This window comes from Paenibacillus sp. LBL (assembly GCF_029893715.1).
GTDB classification, from domain to species: domain Bacteria; phylum Bacillota; class Bacilli; order Paenibacillales; family Paenibacillaceae; genus Paenibacillus_AQ; species Paenibacillus_AQ glucanolyticus.
The window spans coordinates 14053-32187 of sequence record NZ_JARXYU010000030.1; the positions used below are offsets into that span (position 1 = coordinate 14053).

Sequence of the window (18135 nt, forward strand, 5' to 3'; positions counted from 1 at the left end):
TATTAAATTATACCAACTTTATGCGTTGGCATATTTTCCTGACTGGATAGTCTCAATGTTTACGGATACAATCTTAGCCGCAAATGTTTTTATTGCTAATGGTTTCTCCAACTCCGCAGAAATAAGATCCTTTACACTCGAAATAACATCTTCCTCAGTGTCACCAACAACATTTAAACGGAGTTCTGGGACGTAAGCGCTAAAATTTCTAGACGCATAGTCCTCCTCGACTAGAATTGTGAAAGCTTTACTCATTGTTATAGTGGCCCTCCCTGGGTGTAGACTTAAGATATTGCTTTTTTTTGTAGTTTTTTTGTACTAAGTATAGTACGATTATACCTTCAAATTGGGCCAAAAGTAGCAAAAATCCTAAGTGGTTGATTGTTGATCCTATTTGGTAAAAAATTTGTCGAATCTACACGGAAGTGTTGAAAAGTAGGGGGTTATTTGCCGAATGAACACGCCATTAACGGTAATTATTGCAGAGGATAACACTGATGATAGGGAACGTATCGAGGAATATGCGCATTGTATGGGGTTGAAAGTCCTAAGTTCCGTTGCCTCGGGAGAGTGGCTCGTTGATGATTGTGTCCGTTACAAGCCTGATATTGTATTTTTAAATGTAGGTTTGAATGGAACGGATCGCTTGTTAGCATTTGAAAAGATAATAGAGCATGGTATTAAACCATACCTTATCATGATAACTAGCTCCCATGATTTAAGTATAATTCTGGCTGGACTAAGATTAGAATGCCTTGATTTTCTAAGCAAGCCAGTTAGCTTAGAACGTCTTTCGGAAGCTGTTGATAAGGTTAGAAAGGCTGTTGAACGAGATCTACTTATTTCCAAGTCTATTCCTGGTAGAATCATTCAACTAAAGTCTAACTATAAAGCAGTTTTTATTAATGAGAATAATTTGATCTATGCTCATAAGCTTAAAGGTGCTCATAAAACGATGATCTATATAGAGGGAGAATTGGATGGGGGCTTAGAAACAACAACATCTTTAACTGAAATTCAAAAACAATGCTCTGAAATTATATTTATGCCGAATCAATCAAACTTAATAAATGTAAACTTTATACAAAAGGTGTTCGCTAGTGAGCGAACTCTAGGGAACTATATAATCCGGCTATTGCATAATGATGTTGAAATTGACTTGACACGTCGGAAAAAGAAAATGTTCGAGGAGATTTACATCAAAGAAGGTTTAGGCAACACGTCATCTATAAATTCCGTGCACTATAAAAATCGGCTTAGGACGATTTACGGCAGATAGACATATTGACGGATGGGGCTTACTGAATGCAAAATTCATTTAACAGCTTTGAAATGTTAGATTTTAAATCACATTCTGGAAGTGATGAGAAAAGAGAGTGTAGAGAATAAACATCAAGTTTCCTGAATATACTAAATAATGTGAAACCGTTTTGGTATAAAACTGCTGGATGAGGAGACTGCATAAATTTGCAGTCTCTTTGTCGTTTGCAAAATTCTACTGTAGAGGTTCTCTTTTTTATTATTTACCTATTCGTATATCTAGTCTGTGTTCATTATAAAGCTCAGAATTGAAAGCCGCAATTTAAAGCGGCTTTTTATATTTGTATCTATAACGTCTGTTTATGAACTAGGTATTGCAGTGATATAGGGATCAGATAATTATTGGATAAACAGGTAAGGTTTATATTGTTACTAGACGAATTACATATTATTATTAGTAGGACTAATGGTATAAATTTCTACAAAATACTAGGCAAATCGACTTGATCTTATAGGAGGATACAATGACATTTTCTAAGAAATTAAGTATAGCTGCCACCGCAACGATAGCGCTTACTCTTTGCACGGCTATCCACTCAGGCGTATCAGCTGCTTCTAACGCGACGTCTATGCCATTTAAGGACTTGAAAGAGGCAGCTCCATGGGCAAGGGTCATGATTCAAGAAGCACAGGACAAGCAATTAATAAATGGAGATCAGAAGGGCATGTTCCGGCCTCTACAGGCAGTGACCCGTCAAGAAGCAGCTGTGGCTCTTGCTAAAGCACTGGATCTACCAATGGGTGATACTTCAGTATCCTCGTTCTCTGACGTCTCAAAGGACTTGTGGAGTGCCGGTGCCATTGAAGCAGTAAGAGCGAAGGGGTGGATAAAAGGAGACAGCAAAGGAACTTTTCGGCCCAAAGACGTGATTACTCGTGAAGAGTTAGCTTCTATTTTGGCACGAGCAACACAAATAGAGGCAGTGGAATCGCAAAAAGCTTTGTCATCTATTAAAGATGCAAATAAAATATCCACTTGGGCAAAGGAATCTGTTGCTTCTATAATATCGACCGGTTTTATGACGGGTAGCAATGGAAGCTTCTATCCTAACCAGTCCGTTCTTCGACAAGAACTTGCAGCTGTTCTGCTTCGATTGGATACCGTAAATCGTGATCTTCTAACAATTGAGAAGGTGGAGAACTTTAAAGTAACGATCGGTGGAACAACATACTCCGTAGTTGAATCATTAAAGCCATTGTTTGCAGAAGCAAATGATCCTGTATTAAAGAATGCAGGCATTCGTTTTGTATCAGAGAATGGACAAATTAAACAATTGCTCGATTTAGAGCTCGTGACAACGGGAAAGGCAGCAGATAAGGGGCAGTCTGAATTCTCCGGAAACCTCGTATTGGATGGAGGGAATGTCACTATAGAAGGCGGCCTAAAGGTTGACGCCGATTATATCACCATTCAGAATTTGAACATTAAAGGTGACTTGGAAATAGGGGAAAAGCTGAATAATGATTTCTATGCAAATCAAATTTCGGTTAAAGGGAAAACCTATGTAAAAGGCGGAGATGAGAACACCGTAGTTTTTGATCAGTCCGCATTAGAGAGCATGGATGTCAGTAAGGAAGGAGTAAAAGTAGAAGCAATTAATAAAACAGTTGTCCAAGATGTGCATATCAACTCCAAAGAAGCGGGATTATGGGGCGATGAATCGATCACGTATCAGCAAGTAACCATCGGAGCGGAAACAAACTATGTGTATCTCGCAGCGCGAATTAATAACATAGAATTGAACTCGGGAAAAGGACAAACTATTGTTAGCGGTAATAGTGTCATCGATAAAGTCACGATAAAAGGATCCGGTGAGGTTTCGATACTCAATAAAGGAGCCATTGGAAAGATATCCATCGATGACATCGCTGTAAAGGTTACGTTACCGTCTAACGTACCTATTCAAAGCATCGTGCTGCCACCTGGTGTCACACCTGAGCAGGTTATTAAGAATTATGACGCAGTAAAGTCTCAAATTCAAATGATTAACAATGCTGCCAATCCGGCGTATGTACCAGGCACCAGCACAGGGAACCCTTCTAATGGTGGAGGAAGTGGAACTGGATCGGATGGAGGTGGAAGCTCTACTGGTCCTGTGTCTCCACCACCGATAACCAATCCAACGATCCCCAATCCAATTCGTTTCTATAGCTATGAAAACCGTAAACCCTCCGAGGCGGATGTAGTAGTTACAACTGACAAAACAGGCACCATTTACTATGTAGCGATTCCGTCAGATAAGGATTTTATTATTCCAAGTGTAGATCAGATTAAGAGCGGGGCTGTACCTGGGATTGACTCGGTTATAAAAGGCAATTTTTCTGTGACGGCTAATCAACGTACCGTGTACAAGCTTGATGGGCTTCTGGAAGACAAGGGTTATAGAGTATGGGCATTTTTTAAGGATTCCGATACAGGTGTTGAATCCAGATTAATACATCTCACATATGTATTGAATTATTTACCCAACACAGATTACGTCTTACCTTTTCAAAAAGAGGATTTATCGCAGATCCGTATTCAGTTTACGGCAAAATTAGATTCCAGTATTACAAACAATTTAGATCCTTCTGCACTTTTTAAGGATGGACGGTTACGAAATTATGGGTTTGGATATATTCCTATTACATCAATCAATTGGGATCTGACTATACCTGACATGCCTATTCTAAGTATGCATTTCAATCCTATAACATTAGGAAATGGTAAATCACATATGTTAGATTGGTCCTATGTTGAAGATGGGCTCTATATTATGGTGACAACACCTGACGGTGCAACGTATAAACAAGGATTTGGTAGGTACGCACAATATGGAGGAGAAGATGTTGTCTCACTCATAACTACACAACTGGCCATTGAAGCAGGAATCGTTGAAAATCCTTCCAGAGCCGGTGATGTATTGCATGTGTTGAGAGCATATCCTTCTCCACTGAGTCAGGAACTTGCCTTGATAGATTTTAATGCAAAGGCTTATCAGAAAGCTCTAGCTGAAGCGGGCAAATACACAACTTATGCTGATGTTAAACAGATTATTGCAGCTGTGAATGAAAAATATCCCGCTCCTTCTGAAGATGAAAGCAACGCTATCCGAGCGGTGAATTATGCTTCTGAAGCACGTTATATGGAATCAAGTATAATGGTAAACGCTTCTCTGTTGAATATTGACCGAACCAAATACGAACAGCTTCATGAAATAATCCGGAGAGAAATTGCTCAATCTATGATAGAGCAGCGTTCGCTTGATCCTTTAAAGAAGTATTCAAGTATCAAAGAGATTAAGGAAGCTTACGAGCAGGCCTACCAAGCCGTCTCAATGGTTCCAACTAACATCCATTTCGTTGATAGCGATAATCGAGCCGGAATTGTTGGTGGTGAGATTAGATGGACACCAGGTACAGAAGAGAGTTCAGTCGATCGATACGAGTTATTATGGGGCGCAGACAGTCTACCGACTTCAACCATTATTACATTAGATAAACAAGCAGGGAACTCGTATCTATTGCCTCAAGGAACTATGATACCAGCTGGGGCAACCCAATTGTTTATACGAGCAATTTTGCAGGATGGAACAAGCACAACCGTTATTTATGCGGATGTGAAGGATACGTTACCATTAGCACCAGATAAACCCGTAATAAGTAAGGATGATAAAAGGAACATATTAATCGGAGCTGACGCTAGCATGGAATTCTCCGTGGATGATGAGTTAACCTGGATACCTTATGATGAACTGAATCCTCCCCTATTCCCAGGGGATGTGACCATCAGAGTTCGTGTACAAGCCGATCCGGTGAATCAGGTTCCAGCTGGAAGAGTAGCTATGATTTCTTTCGTGGACAATGTATATATGTATGTTGGCATAAATGATATAAGTAATACTTTCGAACTAACGTATATTTCGTCAGCTATGGAATATTCGGCAGATGACGGGACAACATGGACAACCTATGATGAGCTGAATCCACCTGAATTCCCCGGAGATTTTAGCGTGCTGCTTCGGGAAAGAGGAGGGCAATACCTTCCTCCAGGCAATGCAAAGAACTTCAATTTTACCTCCAAAGTACACATGCAATTTACAGGAATAGATTATCTATGGACAACAAGTAAGGTGGCGGAATATTCTCTAAATGGGGGGGCCTGGACTCAGTTTCCGTTTGATCAACAGGTTAGATTCCAACCTGGAGATGTTGTTGAAGTGCGTGAAGCTGCCCGTGGGGTTTTCCCAGCAGGTGGAATAGAGACATATACATTTTAATTTTGTAAAGATTTTAAAGCCTGGCTGTTATATCACCCAGGCTTTTATTTACTTATTAGAGATTGGAGTAAAACGTAGAAAGGTGTGGTTTCAAGGATGGTTCAAGATGGTTCGATGGAAGTTCGGATAACGAAATCTGAGGGGAAGATAGATATAAATCAGCTAAGAGAAAGATGGAGAAAACAACTGAAAATTAGTTCTATAAGACATAGCAGCTTTATGGTAGGTGAAGTTCAAAAAATCAGTCCTATTGCAGAATATACAAGGGAGATTAGTGAAAAGATTAATGTAGAATTTGAACACATTCTAAATGCCTACAATAAGAACCCGAAAAACGAATCTATATTAATTAAAGCGACCGAATTGTTAAAACAATGTATAAATGAAATTAGAATTGCTACTGTGCAATTCAATTTAGAAAACAAAGCTGAGATTCCCTGTCAAGTTCTTCAAAGCCAAATTAGTGGCTTGTTTATGGAATACTTTATATTTTATGAATTTATCATGAGAGAAGCATATTCTTATATATTTTATGATCAAAAACCTAACAAAAGAAAGAATATACATAAAATTTCAGAGAGTATCTATAATTTAGCCAAAGAGAATTCAGCAGAAACAGAATTATGGTTTCATAAATTTAAAGAAATTAAAGAGAGAAGAAATAAATTAGCGCACCCTGAGACAGAATGTTCGGATTTTACAAAAGATGATATCGTGCTAATTATCGAAAATATAGATGAGTTTTTGTCTTTATGTGAAAGATATCCAGTACGAGTAAATTAACCATGTAAATAGTGGTAGGAGCCTTCTTAATTTCGGTTACAGACCAGACCGATCATATTTAATGAATAAGCCGTCCGATAAGACGGCTTTTTTCTTTTAAAAGTTTAATGGGACTTCAAATAATAGTCAGTCCAGTGAATTCGAGTCTGTAATTCCTATGACTGAAGTGCTTGCGAAAGACTGTCCAGTTGAAACATAATAAATTGAACGTAATGCCGGCACGTTCAGAAAGGAAGGAACGTCAAATGGAGAAAGTTACGCTGCAGTCCATGCTTGTCGATTACTCAAGGTATCGCAAACAGAAAAATGCAGAAGAAAAGACCAAAAAAACCACCAATTACGAAACCTGCAGACAAAACTTGAGTGAAATCATGAATGTTCTAGGGGTGGATGTAAGATATTTCAAAGAAAATTTTGGTGCCGCTAGCCAACCGTTTCAATTCGCAGAGAAGGATCGACAACTGCTATTCGATATTCTCGATCAATATACGAGTAATGAATTTGTCCTCATACGAAAAGGGAAAATCTTTGATGTGCCAGTTGAATCCCTTACCTTCTATCTCGATGCTTTTACCACGATGCTCAAACATCTAGAAGTAGACGAGGAGATTGTCCGGGAACAACGTAAAGCGATGATGCGTTGTATTCACTACGAACTTGCCGTCGAAATCAGTTCTGTGAGGGGTGAATTAAATGGAATCGAGCAGGACGTTCAACAAATGATGGAGTCGGAAGACGATCTCTATTATTCCGATTATGTCGGTATAATGAAAGAACTCGCCTCGCAATTGCAATTACTGAGAGACAGATCCAGGCTTGTATACATATTTCTGGACAACCGGCGTTCGCAAGAGGACATGAATTCGGCGTCGGTATTCCTCCAGCAGCGACCGGGTGCAAAGGATGACTTAAAAAAAAGCGTCAAATTGGATCAAGAACTACGGAACAACGAACGATACGCGGAATTGGTCGAGCAGTTGGAACAAATAGCGAACGAGTCTTCCTTCTTGAAAAAGAAGCTTTCTCGATATGAGGAGATTTTAGAAGAGATGAATCAAATCTCTAAGGAGACGCAACTGCGGGAGTTTGGCGAAATCCTAATACATGAAAGAGAGGAAGAAAGTTCACAGCATATTCCAAGTGAAGAAGCGTTGAAGCTCGCTGTTAAGGAGTATGAATTGCTGTGCGCATCTCGATCAAACGCTGATCCGGATGATCCACTGGTTGCAGATGAGTTATGCGCCAAGCGATTCGGTCAGAACTCATACAGGGTAGGAGTGAATCCATATGATTGATCTGGTTTCGATTTTTAATATCGTCTTGGCTAAGCATTACGGTTTGGAATGGGAAGAGCAAGTTAATCTTCAGGAAGCCTCTGAAGCGTACAGAAAACTGTCAGCTGTGAAGCGAAGCCAATTCGACGTAATTGTAACTAAGGCCGTCGCCGCATGTGAGGAGCTGTACCGAAGCTTTCCTGAGACGCATCGAACGCAGCTCGATATGGATATTCGGGCCGAGATCGAAGAAGACATCTATCGCAAACTCGAGCCAATGTTCTGGCAATTTCTATCGTAGAAGGAAGCGATGACTCCGCGCTTTTATGTATAACTTTCATTATTGTGGTTAAACTAATGAATGCAACTTGGATGTCACTCACGTTATGAGAGCAAAAACTGTTCAATTAAGGAAAAAGTAATACCGTCCAAAAGGACGGTTTTTACTATATGTACGAAGTAATATGAGTGACACAACCCATATGGAAGGATGCTGTTACAGAGTCTTTCAAAAATTTTAGACATATGTACAAAATCCTGATTTTGTGTAATTGTTTTGTTAAAAATAAGAACATATGTTCTTATTTTCTTGCATTCAGTTCTTGTAAACGTTTGTATAAAATGAATCCACCGCAATTATTTTTTCATTTATTTCAATAATGCTTTCTTGCCCTCTTCTGCCAAACTAGTCGATATGACTAGCTGAACGAGGATAAACATGAATTAAGCAAGTCTTTCTTATGTAGTTATATCAGTATAAATAAAAAAAACGGCTGTAGACCACAGGCGGATCTCTGCTAATCAAGTATGCGGTTATCTTACGTGTGTTGGATCTTACGGTGAGGGAATGGGAATACTCTGTGCCGTTTGAATCTGCTGAAGATCGACACTGAACTGTTCCTGTACGCTGAAGGGATGATACACTCCCTTGACAATCACATCTGTCGGGAATGTTATCAAGTTCTTGTCATTGTGTTTTGACAAGAACTTGATAACATAAATATATAAAGCCGCATAATCAGCGGCTTCTAATGTTACTATGTTTTTGTCCTCCGACAAAAGGGTTTTAAAAATTTTTAGATCGTTCATATATCAGGGAGTTGGCGGCTGTCAGCTTAAAATCTTTATATAATAAAACCCACTCCAAGCATTCGATTGGAGTGAGTCTTATTATGAGTTCAAAGGTGTCTCAAAGTACATGTCATAAGTCACAAATTTAATTATTGTTATAAGTCAGATTCATTAATTTATCTTTTACTTTGTGTCTTAATTCTTCATTTAAGGTTCCAATACCTAATAGCTCAGCCAACCACAAGCCGTCACTAGCCAACTTAATTATAGTCGCGCTAACTATGTCTATTCCATCTTTACTCATTTCCTCTTGAATTAAATTATTATCTCGTTGGTAACTTGTCATTAATTCTGGATTTGAGAATAGGACTGCCAGAAGAGAGTTACTTAATGCAGAAGTTGTTTTTTTGTCGTTGAAGGAAGTTTCGATATACGACCTATTCCATCTCCCCATGTGCTCATCCTCGTTTGCATTTTTTTTCACTTCGAGAAAAAATGCATTCCCATATTCTTCAATCAATCCCTGTATGATGGATTCCTTATTAGGGAAATGATGAAGAAGCCCACCTTTACTGATACCTGCATGTTTGGCTACCGCATCTAATGTTAATTTCTCCATACCCGAATGCTCAATAATATAAGAAGCAGAAGATAAAATATCTTTTCGTCTTGTATTACTCATCTAAATCCTCCATTTTAGTATAGTGTTAGTGTGATCCTTCCGTTTGCTTACCTTGGCCTTTTGACAGATTTAATAGTACCACGCCGCCGATAACCGAGACTAATCCAATACACGAAAAAATATTAAAAGGATCGTTCCATATAACCACTCCTATTATAGCAGTGATTGCGGTGCCTACACCGGCCCAAACCGCATAAGCTGTACTTAGAGGGATGTTTCTCAAGCACATTGTAAGGCTATAAAATGCTATTCCCATACCGACTATAAGTCCAATCGTCGGAAGTAAGTTAGTAAATCCATGAGACATCTTTAGCATAGTTGTCCCAAAAACTTCAGCAATTATTGCAATTCCAAGAAAGATATATCCTTTCATCGTAATTCACCTCCATTAAAAATTAGCTAGTTGCCAGTTTCATAATCACTACGCCCACAATAATAAGAAATAGGCCTGTAATCTTACTCCTGGTTATGATTTCTTTATAAAGTATTATCCCAACCAGAGCTGTCAGAGCAGTTCCTATACCAGACCAAATGGCATAAGCAGGCCCCAGTGGAATAGTTTTTAATGCTAAAGACAGACAAAAGAAGGATAATCCCATACCTACCACTAGCCCCAAAGTGGGTAATTTTCTTTTAAAACCATTGGAGAGCTTCATCATTGAGCTTCCAAAAACTTCGGAAATAATAGCCAAACCAAGAAATAAATAAGCCACCTGTGTATCCTCCTCATAAATTAAAGACCTTATAATAATTATACCGTCCAGACGGTCTTTTTGTAAAGAGCTAACTTTTTATTCCATAATATCTTGCCCGTTATTTCAGTGATTAAACCAAGAAAGCGAACGGAAAGTTATGAAAAAAAATGCGGCCGAATCCGGAATCGTCACAGTCAAGAAAATTGATGAGTTACATTTTAAAGAAAGCTTGATACCATCTTCACCATCGATATCGATATGGATCCAATCAAATATTTGTCTGGCCTCCCGTCTTAGCTTGGTAAATAATCATTTAAATTATTTCGAAGATTAGTCCAAAAACAATGGAGATTGCTGCCAGTAAAAGTGAAACGAAATGACTTCTCGTTTCCTTTAGGTGCACCCATTCAATACAAGCACGCAAACCAAACATCAATGCTGCATAACCGCTTAGCAAAGGATCAATTTTTGCGGGATCAAAAAAAGTAAAACAAACAAATATGATATGGGCTAAAAACCCCCAATTAAACAATCGTCTGTTCTCTTCATCTGATGCTTTTCCCCCAGGTACCAGCATGATTTGATCCAATATTAAATGCGTTACGATTAGAACGACAATAAAGAAAATATTCATGCCGTGCATATCAAACCTCCTAGGCGTAGATTCGATTTTTTTACTTCCAACAGTCTCATCTACTTAATTCAATTGATGCATGCTTTGTGTTATGGGCAAAGTTCATAATGCTTAATGTTAGCAGCTGGCAACAAACTTAGGCTTTCCACCATATGAAGGCCATACGTTTCATTATTATGACTCTCCATATTGCAATTACGATCAAGCCGGGTTGAACATCCAATTGTTCCTTGAATGCAGGTGCACCCAGATTGGCAAATGTCGCTTAAGGGTAGTCATGGGTCCATAAACAATGAGTAAAAGCTCTAATCACGACAACCAGAACAATCACTATTAATTTTAGACACTGGTTAACATTCCTCCAGGTATTGTTTTGAATCACTCTAGGCACTATAATCTGTAGGGTAACCCTATAGTCAAGCAGTTGTTTTGTGGTAACAAGTATCGCGGGAGGAATTACCTTGCACAGAATAACTCAAGAATATTTCACGACAAGTGAGCTAGCTAAAACTTGCGGAGTAACCAAGCATACCCTGTTTCATTACGACGAAATCGGGCTCTTAAAACCAGAGTTCACCAATGCTAACGGCTACCGTTACTATTCTCTTCGACAATGTTATTTACTCGATATTATCAAGGTGCTAAAAAAGACAGGGAGCTCATTGCAGCAAATCAAGGAGTATATTCAAAATCAAAACACGGCGCTGTTAATATCGCTACTTAAACAGAAACAATGTGAGCTGGAAGCGGAACAACTGCGAATGAGTCGCATGAGGAGTTTTCTGGATGATGCCATTAAAATGACTGAAAATTCCATGGTGAATATACGAGATGATACGTGGATAGAGGAATGTGAAGCTGAATCTTTTATTGCTACCCCATTAAACCAAGGCTCTGGTGACAAGGAGTTTGCTGGCAAATTAAGCGAGCATCGAGACTATTGTGAAACACAAAATATTAATCATGACTTCCCCATTTGGACCATCTTATGTGAGGATCGTTTTAAATCGGGTGACTATTATCCAGATTACATCGCCAATAAACTAAAATCTCCAATTCAATGTGAAAAAATAATCATCAAACCTAAGGGTCGCTATGCTTTGATTCATCATAAAGGATCCTATGAGACCATATCTGAAACTTGCTTCAACCTAAAAAAATTCATTAAGAGTAACGGAATGTTGATTTGCGGCGATGTTTACATGGTTGAAATGCTTCACTATCTAGTGGAAAAGGATCCAGAGAACTATATCATCCGGATAGCTGTTGAAATTTCAGACTGTAATTTATAGATTAAATTCCCCGCAAATAATCAGACTAGAAAGATTAAACAATAATGTACGGAAATGACATATTACGATCTCCTTATGTAAATATAAATTTATTCCTCTGCAATCTTGAACTTTCCTACTCGTTAGATTAAAAAGTCAACTTATCGCAATGGCCAGCTACCGGCACTTTGTGGGAAATGTGACCTGGTTAATGGGGATCGCCGAAACTGCGAATCGCGAAAAATTGCCGTACCGTAACCTGTATTTGCTGCTTCGTTATTGCTCCAATTCGATTTGTAGAAAAAATATTTTTGTAGTCATTTACTTTCTCCTAACTATCAAAATTCCACTTATACTTTTGCTGATTTTCTATAACGTCTTATTTATGAACTTCATAAATAATTCTTTACATAGAGAACTCGCGAAATTGTTGAACTCTACCGTCCGTAAGCATTTTATAAATTTGAGTAGAGATATTAGTTAGATACTTATCTAATCGGTAATCGGCTCATGTTCTTGTCCATTACGGCAATCGGTACAAGTTCTTGTCCTCGACTCGGGACAAGAACTTGTACCGATAAAACAAAAAGCCGCTAAGTTAGCGACTTTCAATGGGACTATGTTCTTGTCCCCCGACATTTGTGTATGTCTTGGTAAACTTTATTTAAATAAGTTCTATACTTTGATTCAATTTTAGTAATATTGTTTAAGATTCTTAATCGTTTTCGATCGTTAGTTTCTGTTTGATTTTTGATATACAATCTATCAATCGTTTCTTGATAAGCCATTATCTCGGCTAGTTGATTATCATTCAATTCATTTCTTGGTATAAAAGCCGTAACTTGGGCTTGAATGTTATCGATACCAAATTCATTGCACAAAAAAGCTCGGTGGTTCCCACCTGCATTAACAATATAGGATTGATCAGGAAGTTTAATCAAACTAATACCCTGCGGTTCAATATTCTGCCATCCATTCTCTTCGATTTTTCTTCGAAGTACACTGAGTTTCTCCACATCTAGCTGTCTAGATAACCCGATAATGTGCAAAGGATTGACTGTTTGGATGCCTAATTCGATTGAAATGAAATCGCTGCTATTATAGTAGATTTGTTCTAATATAGAATTTGTCATTTCCCAAGTCTTCATCTTATCACCTTGATCTTCATTAAATAATTTAAATATTAAAAGAACAGTTCTATGTTCTGCCTTGCCACGTCTTTCAACTCTTCAAAGCTACATTATCCTGTCTTAAAAACTGAAAATTTTTGATTATCACCGCTTTAAAATGAATACAAACTCATCGCAGTATGTGGATTTTCACAACTACCACAGACATTCTCAGAGGAACTCAAACGTACCCTTGGTAGTGGAATTCCCAGAGTTCCAGAAATACATAGACGATGTTGTCCTTGTCCTGTGCTATAGTGGCCGCAGCTGTTTCTGCAAAGATAAATTGGGTATCTACCTGTTGCATTATAAGGGGGGAACATACGGTCTGATTCATTTTGCATTAAAAAATGTATGTACGGGCAGTGTTTTGGATTAGCCTTTTCATACTCTCTATGGTTAGATAAATCCCCCTGGTCTTCTAAGAACAAAGAACATCTTCCAGCAGGATCAGCAACCTTATGACAATTTCCATGAAAAAAAAGCAGGCTTAACGTTTTGCCCTGCAAGGAATAGTTCCTAACATATCGATCAACTTTCGAGCCGGAATCAATATACCGAGCGACAAGAAGAGCTTTTTTAAACTTAGGGAAAATGTGACTAATATAACTAATTTTCAAATCTCAAACCACCTTATAGCATTTTTTAGGTAATTATGATCTGACTGATGATATTATGTAATTACTGCCCAACTCATGGTTTCGCATTAATTACACTACTTATATTATGATAAATTACACTCCTTTTTTTACTTATTGTTCTGTTGGGAAATTCTGAATTTAATTATGTCTCTTAAAGATATTGCTCGGTCCCATAGAGTTTTCCATTCATCCAATATTTCCAAAAACTCAACTCGCTCCTCATCGGTTAAACGTTCGAGCGGGTCGGTAAGGTTTTTATGGGGATAAAGCTGCAGATACTTTTTTATTCTCTCAGTTCTTATCTCGGCTTCAGTGGGAAAATTGGTTCTAAGCCACAACTCCCAATCCTTTTTCCTCTTCGGTCGTTACAGCTATGACAAGCTGGAATCACATTTCCAATCACATAATCACCATTTAGAGATGCAGGGATTAGATGGTCTGGTACTAAGCCATTACGGACATCACCGGTATCAGGTACTTCACAATAAGCGCAGCGATGATCGAAAAATTCTTTAATAGTGATCCAGTCGGTTTCAGATAAATCTCTCAGCGTTACAAGCTCCATCATGCCCCGGATTACCTGGTAGTTCATCCGGGAAAACATGCTGGTACCAATCTTTCTTCCTTTACGAACTTTCGAAACTGTCCCGCTCCCTAAACTAACAGTTTTATTGACGGCCGCATGTTTTTTTTTATATGAAGAAATTACATTATATGCATGTTGATATCTTATATCCATACTCTTTGCGATTTCTCCAATAGGCATCCCAGTTTCATGAAGCTTCCGAATTCGTTCTGCTTTCGATTTTATATTTTCCACGTCATTCACCTCACTAATTCTATAAATCTAAGCTCTTTCTATTAAAAACTCACTCGACATGATAATCCTTACTTGGTGCATCCATTGAAAAAAACCAGTTACATTTTGTATTTATAGTATATCGTAACATAGATGCTCACAATGTTATTGCAGCCATTCCTTACGAACCATTTGTTTCTTAAATTCCTCGCTATATTACCAAATAACAAAGAGACCGACATCCTGGATTAGGATGCAGTCTAATGGTTTGATAGAATATATTACAGGAAAAGCGGTTTTCATATGAGTTTATTGATGTCTTACTTGGAGTTTAAAGGAACTTCATCTATCAAATTAGAGCCAGAATTTTTAACGCTTCCAACAGCAGCAGAAACCGGATAGGAAAGCATGTTGTCAGCTGGGAAAGGAGCTAGTAGCTTCTGAAGCTTTTCTTTATCAGTAACTTCCGGATCAAGCCAAATATCTGCAGTACCTCGATCTAAAATCACCGGCATCCTATCATGGACATCTGAAACCAGATCATTAGGTTTAGTGGTTATAATCGTGCAGCTGCGTAATATCTCCCCTTCTGGATCCTTCCATTCATCAAAAAGACCTGCAAATCCATACACATTCTTGGATTTAATCTGAAATCGATACGGCTGCTTTTTATCCTTCCCTTCTCTTTTCCATTCATAAAAGCCGTCACTTGGGATAATGATACGTTTCGTGGTTAAAAGATGTCGAAACGCTGGTTTGGATTGTATCGTTTCAGCCCTGGCATTAATCATCTTGTAACCGATTTTAATATCTTTAGCCCAGAATGGAACTAAGCCCCATCTATAGCCTTCTAGCACTCGCTTTCCACTATTCCCATTTATAACGGCGATCGTTTGAGACGGAGCTATATTATAACGTGGCCTATATTCATAGTCGATTTTATCTACAGCAAACGTATCTTCTATTTCGGATATATCACTTATTAAAGTGAATCTTCCACACATGCTAATCCCCTCCATCCTTATTAATAAGATATCCAATATCCAGGCTAGGAAAACATGTATCTTATTTTGATTCCTGGAAGCTAGCGTAATAATTATGAGAAATGCAAAAAAGAGGACGGTAATTTTGTCCCCTTAGTTAATAATAAACTTGTTCTAAAACAGCAAGCCTCATTTTGTTTTCCTTGGTCCAATGTCGATAACGAATATCTACTGTTATCATCGGTTCCACATAAGCAAAATCCTTCGTTTCCCTGACGGTAGCATTCTTCAAAATGGGAAAAACCTTTTTTCGAATTGCTGGTGTTATGCCGTATTTCACCATGCCCGCAGACGTTATTACACCATTATGCTCTATTCCCACAAGCCATGCTATTTCTTTTTTGGAATAACCAAGGACGATACATCGTTCCCGCTGATACACAACGACACGCTGCCACAAATCATCTGGTCGCTTTCCAGGATAATATCGGCTGTCTCTACGTTTGATCACAATGCCTTCCAACTGCTGTTGTTTGCAGAGCTCAAACAGAGGAATGAAACTATGTTCCATATACCGGATTTTTTTTATGACCTCATTTTCCTGGACAGCATCCTCTAAAATTTCTTTGCGCTGCATTAAATCAAGATTTGTCAGATCTTTGCCTTTGTGCTGCAGAATATCAAAGGCAACAAATGTTAACCCTGGTGTTCGCAATTTTCTAGGATTAGGATTCGATGAGAATCTGGCCATTGTTGCTTCAAAGTCGGGTTTTCCGGAATTGATATCGCTCACAACAAATTCCCCATCTAACAACGTTCCCTTACCTGCTGCTTCTTTCGCTGCCTGTGTGATTTCCTGAAAACGATAGCTCACATCATTTTGATGCCGTGTATATAATCTAACCTGTTCCTGTATATCTAAGAGTCCCCTAATGCCATCTATCTTTAATTCAGCGATGTGCTTTTCTGATTCGAAGGGTTCAGGGGCGTCTGCCAATAACATAGGATTAATCATCCTCATTCCCCCTATGTTTCAGGGTATCATAGCCATTTATCCGATAACACAGGTATATGATGGCATTCGAATAATTAAAACAAATCAGATCCCTAAACTATTTAATTGAACCTTAATCATATGATGACACCATATAACAAAAACATCCATTGATTAGAGAACACTTGTTTGGTTATAATACAAACAAATGTTCCCTTTATGAGGTGATTCAAAATATGCTGAATATTGGACTTAAACCAGAAGAAACAAAACTTGTCAAAGACTTTACGTTATTGCCTCTACTGCTTGATGTATTGGAGAAGAACCGCCAGACCCTGTGTAGGTCTGATTTAAAGAATTCAGATTTAACAAATGTTATTATCGATCGTTTGCAGAAAGCAGCTATTGAGGATTTATCTGAAGTTCGTAAGGACATGAAAAAGAACAACTTAAAAATTTACGAAAATCGAAGAACAGAGCTTGGAGTTGAAGTTGATTTTATTTGCAGGGGCTTTCAGCATAAATTGTCCATTTTGTGGGGATTAATCGAGGCAGAGATTGAACAAAAATCCTACACATACTTGGGGCTTAATATTGCAGATAAGGGGTATCTCCAGTGAAATCAAAAAACAAAGTCGTTATGTTGGTGGACTGCCAATCTTTTTATGCCAGCGTAGAAAAAGCCGAGCATCCTGAATATAAAAACCGTCCCTTGGTGGTTGCAGGCGATCCGGAAAGGCGCTCAGGTGTTGTTCTGGCTGCATGCCCTATAGCCAAATCCAGAGGGGTTAAGACGGAGGATAGACTGGGTGAAGCCTATGCAAAGTGCCCTGAGCTTGTAGTGATACGTCCACGCATGCAGAGGTATATTGATGTATCGATGCTCATCACAGATATTTATAAGCAGTATACAGACCTTGTCGAAACTTTTAGTATTGACGAGCAGTTTTTGGACGTCACTGGGTCTATGCATCTTTATGCTGACGCTCCTGAGGAGCTGGCCCGACTGATCCAAACACATGTCCAGGCAGCGACAGGGGTCTATATTCGCTTTGGAATCGGAGAGAACAAAACCCTCGCCAAGACCGCCTGTGACAATTACGCCAAGAAAAATCCATCCGGCATATACACTCTAACCAAAGAGATGCTGCCTGAAACGTTATGGAAGCTACCGGTGAGCGACATGTATATGGTGGGACGCCGGATGACACGTCACTTTTCCGTAATGGGGTTGCCAACGATCGGAAGTATAGCTCAGACGCCTCTTGGAAATCTCAAGCAGATGATGCGGCGCAAGTTTGGAAAGAACTCGGACATCCAGGCCGAGTTATACTGGCGGATCGCAAACGGCATCGATGACAGCCCCGTACGGCCGGGGACGCACCAAGTCGCACCAAAATCAGTCGGCCACATGATGACCCTGCCGCGGGATTATGCTCAACTGGAGGAAATCAAGGTCGTATTATTGGGTATCTATATAAAAACATGTGTGCATAAAGGGTCTAATCTTTTAATTCTTTGGAGGAATAATATTTTTCAAGTTGTTTGATATAGAGCACA

At 38.8% G+C, this 18135-nt stretch carries 17 protein-coding genes and 1 pseudogene; 8 read left to right on the plus strand and 10 right to left on the minus strand.

Annotation, left to right across the window (positions count from 1 at the left end):
- Positions 1-18 precede the first annotated feature (18 nt).
- Entirely contained in the window at positions 19-255 is a 237-nt protein-coding gene (locus M2277_RS30645; protein WP_280756340.1) for a type II toxin-antitoxin system HicB family antitoxin, read from the minus strand.
- A 199-nt stretch (positions 256-454) separates the two neighbouring features.
- On the opposite strand from M2277_RS30645, the gene M2277_RS30650 reads away from it, so the two are divergent.
- The 5 genes from M2277_RS30650 (at position 455) to M2277_RS30670 (ending at position 7937) form a co-directional block, all read left to right on the plus strand.
- Positions 455-1279, plus strand: a complete 825-nt coding sequence (locus M2277_RS30650) for a LytR/AlgR family response regulator transcription factor (protein WP_280756341.1) — start codon at positions 455-457, stop codon at positions 1277-1279.
- Positions 1280-1784: 505 nt separating this feature from the next.
- Positions 1785-5579, plus strand: a complete 3795-nt coding sequence (locus tag M2277_RS30655; protein WP_280756342.1) for a DUF4073 domain-containing protein — start codon at positions 1785-1787, stop codon at positions 5577-5579.
- Positions 5580-5675: 96 nt separating this feature from the next.
- Positions 5676-6362 carry a hypothetical protein gene (locus tag M2277_RS30660; protein WP_280756343.1) on the plus strand — a complete coding sequence of 229 codons (687 nt, stop codon included), beginning with the start codon at positions 5676-5678 and terminating at the stop codon, positions 6360-6362.
- A gap of 245 nt (positions 6363-6607) precedes the next feature.
- Positions 6608-7657, plus strand: a complete 1050-nt coding sequence (locus M2277_RS30665; protein WP_280756344.1) for a hypothetical protein — start codon at positions 6608-6610, stop codon at positions 7655-7657.
- Positions 7650-7937, plus strand: a complete 288-nt coding sequence (locus tag M2277_RS30670; RefSeq protein ID WP_280756345.1) for a hypothetical protein — start codon at positions 7650-7652, stop codon at positions 7935-7937. Before M2277_RS30665 ends, M2277_RS30670 begins: the two co-directional genes overlap by 8 nt.
- 915 nt (positions 7938-8852) lie before the next feature.
- On the opposite strand, the gene M2277_RS30675 is transcribed toward M2277_RS30670, so the two are convergent.
- The 4 genes from M2277_RS30675 to M2277_RS30690 form a co-directional block, all read right to left on the minus strand.
- Positions 8853-9389, minus strand: a complete 537-nt coding sequence (locus tag M2277_RS30675) for a TetR/AcrR family transcriptional regulator (RefSeq protein WP_280756346.1) — start codon at positions 9387-9389, stop codon at positions 8853-8855.
- A gap of 25 nt (positions 9390-9414) precedes the next feature.
- Positions 9415-9762, minus strand: coding sequence for a DMT family transporter (locus tag M2277_RS30680; RefSeq protein WP_280756347.1), 348 nt, complete (start codon positions 9760-9762; stop codon positions 9415-9417).
- Between the two features lie 22 nt (positions 9763-9784).
- Positions 9785-10102, minus strand: coding sequence for a DMT family transporter (locus M2277_RS30685; RefSeq protein WP_280756348.1), 318 nt, complete (start codon positions 10100-10102; stop codon positions 9785-9787).
- 295 nt (positions 10103-10397) lie between these two features.
- On the minus strand, positions 10398-10727 hold the full coding sequence (locus tag M2277_RS30690) for a DUF4181 domain-containing protein (protein WP_280756349.1): 330 nt from the start codon (positions 10725-10727) through the stop codon (positions 10398-10400).
- Positions 10728-11179: 452 nt separating this feature from the next.
- On the opposite strand from M2277_RS30690, the gene M2277_RS30695 reads away from it, so the two are divergent.
- A complete protein-coding gene (locus M2277_RS30695) occupies positions 11180-12010 on the plus strand; it encodes a MerR family transcriptional regulator (RefSeq protein WP_280756350.1) in 831 nt (276 codons plus the stop codon).
- A gap of 596 nt (positions 12011-12606) precedes the next feature.
- Here the strand turns inward: M2277_RS30695 and M2277_RS30700 are convergent.
- From M2277_RS30700 to M2277_RS30720, 5 genes are all read right to left on the minus strand, one after another.
- On the minus strand, positions 12607-13137 hold the full coding sequence (locus M2277_RS30700) for a hypothetical protein (RefSeq protein ID WP_280756351.1): 531 nt from the start codon (positions 13135-13137) through the stop codon (positions 12607-12609).
- Between the two features lie 134 nt (positions 13138-13271).
- The gene (locus tag M2277_RS30705) at positions 13272-13778 is read right to left on the minus strand and encodes a hypothetical protein (protein ID WP_280756352.1); all 507 of its coding nucleotides are present in this window, start codon (positions 13776-13778) and stop codon (positions 13272-13274) included.
- 319 nt (positions 13779-14097) lie between these two features.
- Positions 14098-14619 (minus strand): HNH endonuclease, encoded by a 522-nt coding sequence (locus M2277_RS30710; protein WP_280756353.1) that lies wholly within the window; start codon positions 14617-14619, stop codon positions 14098-14100.
- Between the two features lie 299 nt (positions 14620-14918).
- Positions 14919-15602, minus strand: coding sequence for an SOS response-associated peptidase (locus M2277_RS30715; RefSeq protein WP_280756354.1), 684 nt, complete (start codon positions 15600-15602; stop codon positions 14919-14921).
- Positions 15603-15738: 136 nt separating this feature from the next.
- Complete coding sequence (locus tag M2277_RS30720) at positions 15739-16596, minus strand: ATP-dependent DNA ligase (protein WP_280756355.1); 858 nt, start codon at positions 16594-16596, stop codon at positions 15739-15741.
- A gap of 215 nt (positions 16597-16811) precedes the next feature.
- On the opposite strand from M2277_RS30720, the gene M2277_RS30725 reads away from it, so the two are divergent.
- Together M2277_RS30725 and M2277_RS30730 are read left to right on the plus strand one after the other, a co-directional pair.
- Complete coding sequence (locus tag M2277_RS30725) at positions 16812-17195, plus strand: YhjD family protein (protein ID WP_280756356.1); 384 nt, start codon at positions 16812-16814, stop codon at positions 17193-17195.
- Positions 17192-18064: pseudogene (locus M2277_RS30730) on the plus strand (DNA polymerase IV); the annotation flags it as partial. The gene M2277_RS30725 and the pseudogene M2277_RS30730, both read left to right, overlap by 4 nt.
- Positions 18065-18135: the final 71 nt, after the last annotated feature.

Coding starts and splice junctions, on each gene's coding strand:
- M2277_RS30700 (WP_280756351.1), bottom strand. CDS start 13,137: ATGAAGACTTGGGAAATGACAAATTCTATATTAGAACAAATCTACTAT.
- M2277_RS30655 (WP_280756342.1), top strand. CDS start 1,785: ATGACATTTTCTAAGAAATTAAGTATAGCTGCCACCGCAACGATAGCG.
- M2277_RS30725 (WP_280756356.1), top strand. CDS start 16,812: ATGCTGAATATTGGACTTAAACCAGAAGAAACAAAACTTGTCAAAGAC.
- M2277_RS30715 (WP_280756354.1), bottom strand. CDS start 15,602: ATGTGTGGAAGATTCACTTTAATAAGTGATATATCCGAAATAGAAGAT.
- M2277_RS30665 (WP_280756344.1), top strand. CDS start 6,608: ATGGAGAAAGTTACGCTGCAGTCCATGCTTGTCGATTACTCAAGGTAT.
- M2277_RS30675 (WP_280756346.1), bottom strand. CDS start 9,389: ATGAGTAATACAAGACGAAAAGATATTTTATCTTCTGCTTCTTATATT.
- M2277_RS30680 (WP_280756347.1), bottom strand. CDS start 9,762: ATGAAAGGATATATCTTTCTTGGAATTGCAATAATTGCTGAAGTTTTT.
- M2277_RS30670 (WP_280756345.1), top strand. CDS start 7,650: ATGATTGATCTGGTTTCGATTTTTAATATCGTCTTGGCTAAGCATTAC.
- M2277_RS30645 (WP_280756340.1), bottom strand. CDS start 255: ATGAGTAAAGCTTTCACAATTCTAGTCGAGGAGGACTATGCGTCTAGA.
- M2277_RS30690 (WP_280756349.1), bottom strand. CDS start 10,727: ATGCACGGCATGAATATTTTCTTTATTGTCGTTCTAATCGTAACGCAT.
- M2277_RS30720 (WP_280756355.1), bottom strand. CDS start 16,596: ATGATTAATCCTATGTTATTGGCAGACGCCCCTGAACCCTTCGAATCA.
- M2277_RS30650 (WP_280756341.1), top strand. CDS start 455: ATGAACACGCCATTAACGGTAATTATTGCAGAGGATAACACTGATGAT.
- M2277_RS30660 (WP_280756343.1), top strand. CDS start 5,676: ATGGTTCAAGATGGTTCGATGGAAGTTCGGATAACGAAATCTGAGGGG.